The 8,569-nt window shown below is 39.6% G+C and carries 9 protein-coding genes; all 9 read right to left on the bottom strand.

Annotation, left to right across the window (positions count from 1 at the left end):
* Positions 1–1,058 (bottom strand): cytochrome c biogenesis protein CcsA (gene ccsA, locus JOD17_RS16385; protein WP_204699023.1); only part of this gene is annotated, 1,058 nt, incomplete at its 3' end.
* Positions 1,059–1,088: 30 nt separating this feature from the next.
* On the bottom strand, positions 1,089–2,720 hold the full coding sequence (resB, locus tag JOD17_RS16380; RefSeq protein WP_169967331.1) for a cytochrome c biogenesis protein ResB: 1,632 nt from the start codon (positions 2,718–2,720) through the stop codon (positions 1,089–1,091).
* Positions 2,721–2,772: 52 nt separating this feature from the next.
* Positions 2,773–3,489 carry a cytochrome c biogenesis CcdA family protein gene (locus tag JOD17_RS16375; protein ID WP_169967332.1) on the bottom strand — a complete coding sequence of 239 codons (717 nt, stop codon included), beginning with the start codon at positions 3,487–3,489 and terminating at the stop codon, positions 2,773–2,775.
* 371 nt (positions 3,490–3,860) lie between these two features.
* Positions 3,861–4,769, bottom strand: a complete 909-nt coding sequence (locus tag JOD17_RS16370) for a F510_1955 family glycosylhydrolase (RefSeq protein ID WP_169967333.1) — start codon at positions 4,767–4,769, stop codon at positions 3,861–3,863.
* Positions 4,770–4,977: 208 nt separating this feature from the next.
* Complete coding sequence (locus JOD17_RS16365) at positions 4,978–5,307, bottom strand: four-helix bundle copper-binding protein (RefSeq protein WP_169967334.1); 330 nt, start codon at positions 5,305–5,307, stop codon at positions 4,978–4,980.
* A 412-nt stretch (positions 5,308–5,719) separates the two neighbouring features.
* A complete protein-coding gene (locus JOD17_RS16360) occupies positions 5,720–6,499 on the bottom strand; it encodes a sulfite exporter TauE/SafE family protein (protein WP_204699021.1) in 780 nt (259 codons plus the stop codon).
* 81 nt (positions 6,500–6,580) lie between these two features.
* Positions 6,581–6,811 (bottom strand): sulfurtransferase TusA family protein, encoded by a 231-nt coding sequence (locus JOD17_RS16355; RefSeq protein WP_169967336.1) that lies wholly within the window; start codon positions 6,809–6,811, stop codon positions 6,581–6,583.
* Between the two features lie 46 nt (positions 6,812–6,857).
* A complete protein-coding gene (locus tag JOD17_RS16350; protein ID WP_169967337.1) occupies positions 6,858–7,979 on the bottom strand; it encodes an MBL fold metallo-hydrolase in 1,122 nt (373 codons plus the stop codon).
* A 1-nt stretch (position 7,980) separates the two neighbouring features.
* Positions 7,981–8,556 (bottom strand): sulfurtransferase TusA family protein, encoded by a 576-nt coding sequence (locus tag JOD17_RS16345; RefSeq protein WP_204699019.1) that lies wholly within the window; start codon positions 8,554–8,556, stop codon positions 7,981–7,983.
* Positions 8,557–8,569 lie beyond the last annotated feature (13 nt).

Below are 8,569 nucleotides of genomic sequence, written 5' to 3'. Positions count from 1 at the left end.
GCTGCATAGAAGAGAAATGTAATCAGTGCCCATACTTCTTTGGGATCCCATCCCCAAAATCTTGTCCATGCAACTTGAGCCCATATCATTGCAAATACAAGACCTCCTAGTGTGAAAATCGGAAAACCAATGGCGATTGCACGATAACTGATCTCATCCATGGTTTCTGGATTGACATTCTTAAGTAAAGGTTGAAATAACGCACCAATCCGACGCCTTGTCACTAATCGAATACCCACATATAGCAGCAATCCTGTTCCGAAAGCCCAAACGACCGTATTGAAATCGTCACTTACAACCCAGACCGGCATATAAATCCATGGTTCCATTCGTTCTGGTGTAAGGAGTTCCCCCTCATTCGGCCCAAAAATTGGCGGGAGTTTGTACTGTACCTCAGCTTGTTCATCAAATTCGTTTACATAAGAAAAAGTTGCTTCATAGTTGAATGCATTGAACGAGTTTGTAACTAGAATGAAAGCGACTAGACTGATAATCATGTACATGACGAATTCGATCCCAAATGTCTGCTTGGTCATTCGCTTACTTTTTAAATCTATCATTCGTAATAACTGGACCAACCCTGCCCCAAAGCTAACGGCTAGAATTCCTTGTCCTAACCCTGTTGTTAACACATGGATTTCTAACCAATATGATTGGAGTGCTGGTTGTAACGGTTGATATTCCGTCACGAATATAGAAGCATAACCGATCATCAGCATGACAACCGGCATTGTAAATAAACCAAGTGCATTCATTCTATACATCCCATATAACAGGACAAATGCAAGACTAATGGTTATTGAAAAGAATGTAAGGTATTCAAACATATTACTTACGGGTGCAAAACCGATCTCGATCCACCTCGTTACAAAGTAACCTAGCGAAAAGAGCAGGCCTCCGATGGAGGCTATGTAACCAACATTCCCCCACTTGTTTCCCGTAACTTCACGGTTACGATTTCTCCACTTCTTCCCTGTTAATGCAACAGCATAGAAAATTGTTGCAAACAAGTAGAAAAAGAATGAGATCGTTAGTAAATTCATGCTCAGTTGAGCCATCGATCTTTCACCTTCCTCCTGTTAAAGAAATTAGGATTTATCATGATCTTCCAAATCTGTTTGGTCTTTAGGCATAGAAAGCTTTGCATAACGAGCTACATTTGATATATCCTTTTTCAATGATTGCCAGTTTTTATTTGTATGTGCGGCTACCCATACTTCATTGTTCTTCGCTTGTAACCATATCCTTCGGTGCGACCAATAGGAGCCTTGGGCCAGTCCAATCATAAAGATTGCTCCTCCAATGATAAGATATGGGATTGTATTGTCTTTTCGAACAGTAAGGCCAGTAACATGATTTGTATCGACTCCCGATAGTGAATACGAATATCTATTGGGTTCATCGTTTGGGGTTACATCAAAATTTCTTTGTATTCCTATAAAGGTATGTTCGTCCTCTCCTGTATCATCATTTACCATTTCGAAAATAAATGCCGGATTATCCGGTACAGCGTTTTCTGTCGACGGAATTCCTTCATCATTTATAATATAATTCGGGAAGTAACTGTGAATTCGAACGGTTTCGCCATTCGATAATGAATAGTCATCTTCAGGATTATTTAGGTCAACAGCAAAAGAGCCTACTTCTTCATTTGTTAATCGATCTTCCACATCAAATGTCATTTCGCTCAGTTCATGCAACTTATAATCGACTTGATAGAGTGAAAAATCATCAAAGTGAAACGGATCATTCACCTCAATTCCATGTCGGTCAACCTCTACCAAGCTTTGATCCAACCCAAGTATACCTTCAGGACGGTAGAGTACGGCATCTGTTCGAAACAATGATTCGAACATCACCGCATTACTGGCTTCCATACCATCCTGAAACAACGGATCATCTTCATCATAAATCTCCATCGTAAACGCTAAGTTTTCAACATAGAACTCACCAGAAGTTCCGGGTACTACCTCCGTCTCCCCTTCACGGACCCAAACATTATCGTGCACATACATCCCAGGGACGAAACGTAATGAGGCTCCGATCAAGAAGACAATCAGACCAATATGATTCACATAAGGACCCCATCTCGCCCACCGGTTTTTCTCAGCTAAAAGGTTGCCATCTTCCTCACGAATCTTATAACGCCTTTTCTTTAATTCTTTTTTGGCATTCTCCATGGTCTCTTCGACTGTCTCCACTTGACTTGTGCCAAAAATCCTCTGTCTGCGCAAAAAGTTTGGGTGTCGCGTTACGCGCTGTGATTTTAATGCTCGATAGAGAGGAAAAAAACGATCAATGCTGGCAATGATGATAGATGTACCCAGTGCTGCAATCAGTAACATGTACCACCAAGAACCGTATAGGTTATGAAAACCAAAGGAATAGTATAATTGACCAAGAGGCCCATACTCTTCAACATAGTGTACCGATGGATCTTCTCCAGGAGGGATAAATAATTCTTGTGGAAATATGGTTCCAATCATAGAAGCAATTAAAGTTACAATGATTAAACCAATCCCAACTTTCACAGAGGAAAAAAAGCCCCATACTTTATCAATGATTGAACGATTATACGTTTGAGAGCGTCGCGCTGCTCCTTCATAGCGCATATTTAATAACTTAGTTGAGTCATCATTAACCAATGGTTTTCCACAAGCACCACATACCTCCGTACCGTACGGATTTACTTGTCCGCATTCGCATTTTATTTCTTCCATACATCACTCACCCTTATAAACTACTTGAATCAGGTTGTTTGTTTTATTCTTTCTACATCATCCATGTAGGAATAAAACGACTCAAATACATCGATAATTCTCGAAATAACCCAGAGAATAGGAGTATGCCTAAGAGAATCATCATATAACCACTCGCTTTTTGAATAAGCGGCAGGTATCGTTGAAAGGAACTTAGTTTTTGAAATGATTTTGCGTATAGGAGAGATACACCCATGAATGGTAGCCCCAATCCCATAGAATAGAGAAAGAGCATACTAGTTCCCATCATCATGGTTCCTGAATCTCCAGCTAGCGCAAGAATTGAACCAAGTGCAATTCCTATACAAGGGGTCCAACCTGAAGCAAAAAACAAACCAAAGAAAATCGAACCTGTGAAGCTTGTTGCCTTTTTAGGTTGTTTCGTTATCTTTTTCTCCGTCAATAATGCTCGAATGGAAAGAATCCCTGCCATTTGTAAACCAAATATAATAATGATAATGCCGCCAATTTGTTCAAACGCAGTCCCGTATTGTGCAAACCAAGAACCAATAAAAGTTGACGATATACCCAGTAGTATAAAAACAATCGTAAATCCTAAGATAAAGCCAACACTTCTCGTAAAAATAAGTTTACGATCTACGTTCATCCCTGCCCCTCCATTGCTGCCCGTTAATTGTGCAACATAAGCAGGTACAAGGGGAAAAATACAAGGCGAAAAAAACGAAACCAATCCAGCAATAAACGCTATACCCAGTGATACTTCATCCATTAACCAACCCTCCTTCCCAATGAATTCAATGATTACTGTCTGGAAAGCACCCATCAAAAAATCCTCATAAAAACGCTCCAATCTGTAAAACAGTCTTAATCACGAAGTATAAAGTTTAAAAATGTAGATTTTATGAAGAACCTCTGCTGCTTTTGACATTTTGATGACGGCAATAGGTTTTGTATAAATTTCTTGATTCTAAGCTCTAAATTGCTTTTAAACGATACTAAAACAAAAAAGAACCCACCGTCTTTGTAAACAGTAGATCCTTAGAACTTCTGAAGCGAGTCGATCTATACATTTCGGTTGACAGCCTGTTTTATTTACAAGTAAGAAATAAGAGTAGCTACCAGTGATTTATAATCATTTGATTAGGATTCAATTCCTTTTTCCGCTTGCTTTTCCCATGTCTCGCCGCCATTTTCAGTGTAAAATATATCCCTTTCAAAAGTTGTAAACATAAAAGTGTCTTCCGCTTGAGGGTTTTGGGCAAGGTAACTAATCGCATCCTCTTCTTCAAGCGCAGGGGTTGGGATTTCCTGTTCTGCTCCAGATAAATTAATCATTTTTAATTGTGAACGGTCCTCAGTTCCTTTAGCGAGTAACATTTCGCCAGTATGTGCAAAAGTTAATGCCGGAACGGGTGTATCACTTGTGACTTGTTCAAAAGTATCACCTGCATCTTCAGACAGAAATGCCCCATACTCCGTACTTACTGCGACAATATCTTCCTGATCTGGATGAGCTGCAATAGCAATCACGCTTCCTTCAACCCCGTTCATATCTAGAGATTTCCATTCCTGCCCCTCATCGAGGGTTCGATGCAGGCCAAGCTCATTCATTCCCGAATTAGGCTCTGGATTCATGACATAGATGGCATTTGTGTTGTAACTGGCCGACATGACATGAAAATCAACCTCCCCCTCTAGATTGAGTAACTCAAGGGTTTCCCCTCCATCCGTACTTTTCACAAGACCAAATGGGTTTTCATAATCGCTCTGCATGTTTGGATGCCCACTGCTATAAAACCCTTCGGAAGTCATGGTGAACCCCATAAAGTCATGAAGTTCGCCCTCACCGTTCTCTACATTGTTCCACGCTCCATTTTCAAATACGCGCAGCCCATCATGAGCTGGAATATATGCTTGCTCACCATCTGCGGTAAAACCAAGACCATGAATATGAGTGAATTCTACTTTCTCTTCAGATTTAGAATCGCTTTGGCATCCACTAATTAGGGCAACTGCTGTAAGACTTAATACAAAGATAGGTTTTATCATGTATGAATTCCTTTCGCTTATCTATAGGTGTATTTCATTAATAGTGACTCTATTTCTCTATGCCATATGCAAATCCTAACCGATAATTATGTTTTTTCTATGAAGAATGATGCCTTAAAATTTGATGATTTATTGACGTCTAATCCTCATTGTTTAAAGCAGAAGAAACCCTTAGCAAAACTAATGCCAAGGGTTCTGATGTTTCTACTTATGCAGCTGCCATCTCCCGGCATAATTTTGCACATCGATAGCAAGCCTGAGCACAATCTTGGCAATGCTGAGCGTGATTGCTGTGTTTTTCACACTCTTCTGCACATGCCTCACAAATCTCTGCGCATAATTCACATATTTGATTTGTAAACTGACTATTTGTTTGCATAGCCTGTACTGCGAATGCACAAATATCGGCACATTCTCGATTTAATCTAATGCATTTCGCCATCATATTCACATTATCTTCCTTGAGGCAATCATCAAAACACCGGTTGCACTGCTCCATACATTCTAAGCATGCCTGAATACAATCCTGATAACTCATAACGTTTTAACTCCTTTCATTAAGACACATAATTTGGTATTGATTTTTTATGCCGTGTCATAAATGGTATCCCCAATAACTATGAAGTTTTAGTGAAGATGCCAAAAATTTTTATTTATGCCGAAAAAGGTGAGTAAAGAGAAATTGCAACCCTTCGTCAATTCTCGAAAGATCGTATATGGTTAAAAGAACGCTTCTACCTCCTGAACGACAGACTATTATATAATCTTTTGATTTATCAAGTTCGTCGAATATCTAATAAAACGAGAGGTATATTTTACTCCCATGGATTTTCATTCGACAAATTCTTTTACTTCCCTTACGTCAATAAATTTGCCCAACTAGTTTCTCTAATTGTTCCGGTGTTATTTTCTTTCATTTACTTTTTTTTTAATTTATTCATAACGTTTGTTTAAAAGAAAATATCCATCCATATTTGAACTGCTATCGCTAAGATTAAAACTGCCAAAGCAATTTGAAGAAGTTTTGTATTCATTCGCTGACCGATTTTTGCACCGATTGGTGCTGCAATGATACTTGCAATAATCATGATCACTGCAGGTCCATAGAGAACCTGATCCGTAACCACTTTCCCTAATGTAGATCCTATAGAAGAAATAAAGGTAACGGCAAGGGAAGTTGCAATGGCCACACGGGTTGGTACTTTTAAAATGACTAATAGTACGGGTAACAATAAGAATGAACCCGCAGCACCGACAATTCCTGAAGCTACACCAACTAAAAAGGCAGATACCATAGCAACAGCTTTATTAAAATGAACCTCCTTAGCTATAAGGTTTTCGTTGTTTTTTTTCGGAAGAAACATCATGATTGCTGCAATGAGTGCAAGTAATCCATACACCACGTTAATTCCATCCTCGGGAAGATAAATTGAACCATAGGCACCAATTAAACTCCCCACGAGTACACTTGAACCCATGTATAGAATTAGAGAACGATGTAAGTATCCTGAACCTTTATATGCCCAAACTGCAGCAAGTGTCGCAAAAAATACTTGAATTGCACTAATTCCAGATACTTCGTGTGCTGAAAATGCAACAAAACCTAAAGCTGGAGGAATATACAAAAGCATAGGGTATTTTATAATCGATCCTCCTACACCAACCATCCCAGAGATCATTGATCCTATAAAACCAATCAGAAAAATTGTAATGAAGAAAGAGACCTCCATTTACCTCATCTCCTCGACTTTCTCTCTATGATCGTCCAATCCTGAAAAGAAGACCGCCGTAACCGGGCGGTCGAATATGCATCATTCACCTTTCTTTATCCAAAAGCTGAGTACTTCCCCATTCTCCGTTGTCTTAACTAATTCATTCCCTGTCGAATTTGCCCATGCTGCAAAGTCTTGCTTTGCTCCTTGGTCTGTTGCTTCAACTTTTAACACTTGCCCCTTTTCAAGTTCCTTCATTTTTTTCTTCGTTTTCACGATCGGCATTGGACATGCCATACCTTTGGCATCAAGTACAAAATCTTGATTCATTTTTCTTCTCTCCTCTATTACCTATTGATTTAAGATATTTGGTTATTTAGCTAACGGCACAATTATTCGGTCCAGTTTCCATGTCTGTTTTCTCATCTTGTGATGGATTTTCTTTCCCCATATTTGTTTGGCGAATTCGCTCATAATCATTCGGATGACTCGGAAGGTTTTCCGTGACCATTTTACGAAAATCATCTTCATTCTCTACTTGCAATCCAGCGTTCATTTTATAAAGATTCCCTAACTGCTCCCGAACTGTTCCATCTGTATTTTGTTCCGTCAAAGAAGAAAAGTGAGCCGGCAGAACTTCCAATGTTCCTGGAAGGCTTTTATATTTACGATACAAAGTGTCACTTAAATCTCCGACCCAATCTTCCGCCATACCTGCAAGGTCTGGGCGTCCGATGGATTCGATAAATAAGATATCTCCGGTTAATAAATACGTCTCATCTACAATAAATGAGGTTGAACCAATGGTATGCCCAGGAGAATATAATGCTTCTACCTTAACACCATTCAGTTCTAACACATCGCCCTCCTCTACAGGTTCATAATCATACGTTACTTCACCCGCATCTTTTGGGGGAAGATAATAAGTTCCTCCTGTTGCTTCAGCAAGCACCCTACCTCCAGATAAATGATCGGCGTGAAGGTGAGTATCCATGACATGTTTAATGGTTACCCCTTTCTCCTTCGCAATTCGCTTATATACATCCGTGAATCGAGAAGCATCAATTACAATGGCTTCTTCACCTTGGACAACCATGTAAGAGAGACATCCTTTTCCGGGACGCACAAATTGGATTAGCTCCCCTTCTTTAGATAGGTCTGCCACTTTAATCGGAAGTAGGACTTCACTCCATCCTCGCATTCCATTCTCAACATAAATCGCGTTAACTCCTTCTTCGGCTAATGCTTCAGCAACCATAATAGACGAAGGTTCTTTAGCACAGATCACATAGACGGCTTCATTTTTTGGGAGTTGCTCGAGAGCCGGAGTCACATCATCTAGCAAATCAAAATAAGGAATATTTACTGTCTTAACAGAGGACCCTTTTATATTCCAATCTGTATGTGCCTCTTTACTACGAACATCCAATAAAATAATGGATTCTTGTTTTAGAATCTTCTCTGCTAATTCCATTGGTTTAATTGATGATACACTCACTTTATTTTTCCCCTTTCTTTACTCCATTTGTTTGGTATTTCCATTCACGCATTCCTGGGCGGACATTCCATACATGTTTAAGTCCATGTTCCGTAAGCTTTTGAGCTGCCAAGTCACTGCGACTCCCTGTACGACAAATGACATAGATCGGCTTTTGCGTATCCAACTCATCAACTCTGGAGTCAATTTCACCTAGCGGCATTAATTTAGCCTCAGGGATATGACGAAACGCATACTCTGCTGGCTCCCTAACATCCAGGATGGTAATCGGTTCATGTCTTTTTTGCTCTAATTCTTCATTTTCAATGACATGCGGATGATTCGATTCTTCAATTTCCTCATTTGCTTTTCGAATATAATGCTTCATGACTTCACCTTCCTCCATGAAGCCAATATATTCATGCCCATTGCTTTTTGCCCAAGCCTGTAAATCAGCAATAGAGCCAGGGTCTGTTGCCTGAATTTCTGCAACTTCCCCATGTTTCATGTCCTTCATTTCTTTTTTTGTACGAACAATTGGCATGGGACAAGTTAAACCAATTGCATCAATGACAACATCTGTGTTTACTTCCAGCATAATCAATCCTCCC

The sequence above is a fragment of the Geomicrobium sediminis genome, from assembly GCF_016908595.1.
Classification (GTDB): Bacteria; Bacillota; Bacilli; order Bacillales; family Marinococcaceae; genus Geomicrobium_A; species Geomicrobium_A sediminis.
The sequence above is the reverse complement of the archived record's forward strand: the minus strand, read 5'-3'. Positions and strand labels throughout refer to the sequence as shown.

Coding starts and splice junctions, on each gene's coding strand:
- JOD17_RS16370 (WP_169967333.1), bottom strand. CDS start 4,769: ATGATAAAACCTATCTTTGTATTAAGTCTTACAGCAGTTGCCCTAATT.
- resB (WP_169967331.1), bottom strand. CDS start 2,720: ATGGAAGAAATAAAATGCGAATGCGGACAAGTAAATCCGTACGGTACG.
- JOD17_RS16355 (WP_169967336.1), bottom strand. CDS start 6,811: ATGAATCAAGATTTTGTACTTGATGCCAAAGGTATGGCATGTCCAATG.
- JOD17_RS16345 (WP_204699019.1), bottom strand. CDS start 8,556: ATGCTGGAAGTAAACACAGATGTTGTCATTGATGCAATTGGTTTAACT.
- JOD17_RS16375 (WP_169967332.1), bottom strand. CDS start 3,489: ATGGATGAAGTATCACTGGGTATAGCGTTTATTGCTGGATTGGTTTCG.
- JOD17_RS16360 (WP_204699021.1), bottom strand. CDS start 6,499: ATGGAGGTCTCTTTCTTCATTACAATTTTTCTGATTGGTTTTATAGGA.
- JOD17_RS16365 (WP_169967334.1), bottom strand. CDS start 5,307: ATGAGTTATCAGGATTGTATTCAGGCATGCTTAGAATGTATGGAGCAG.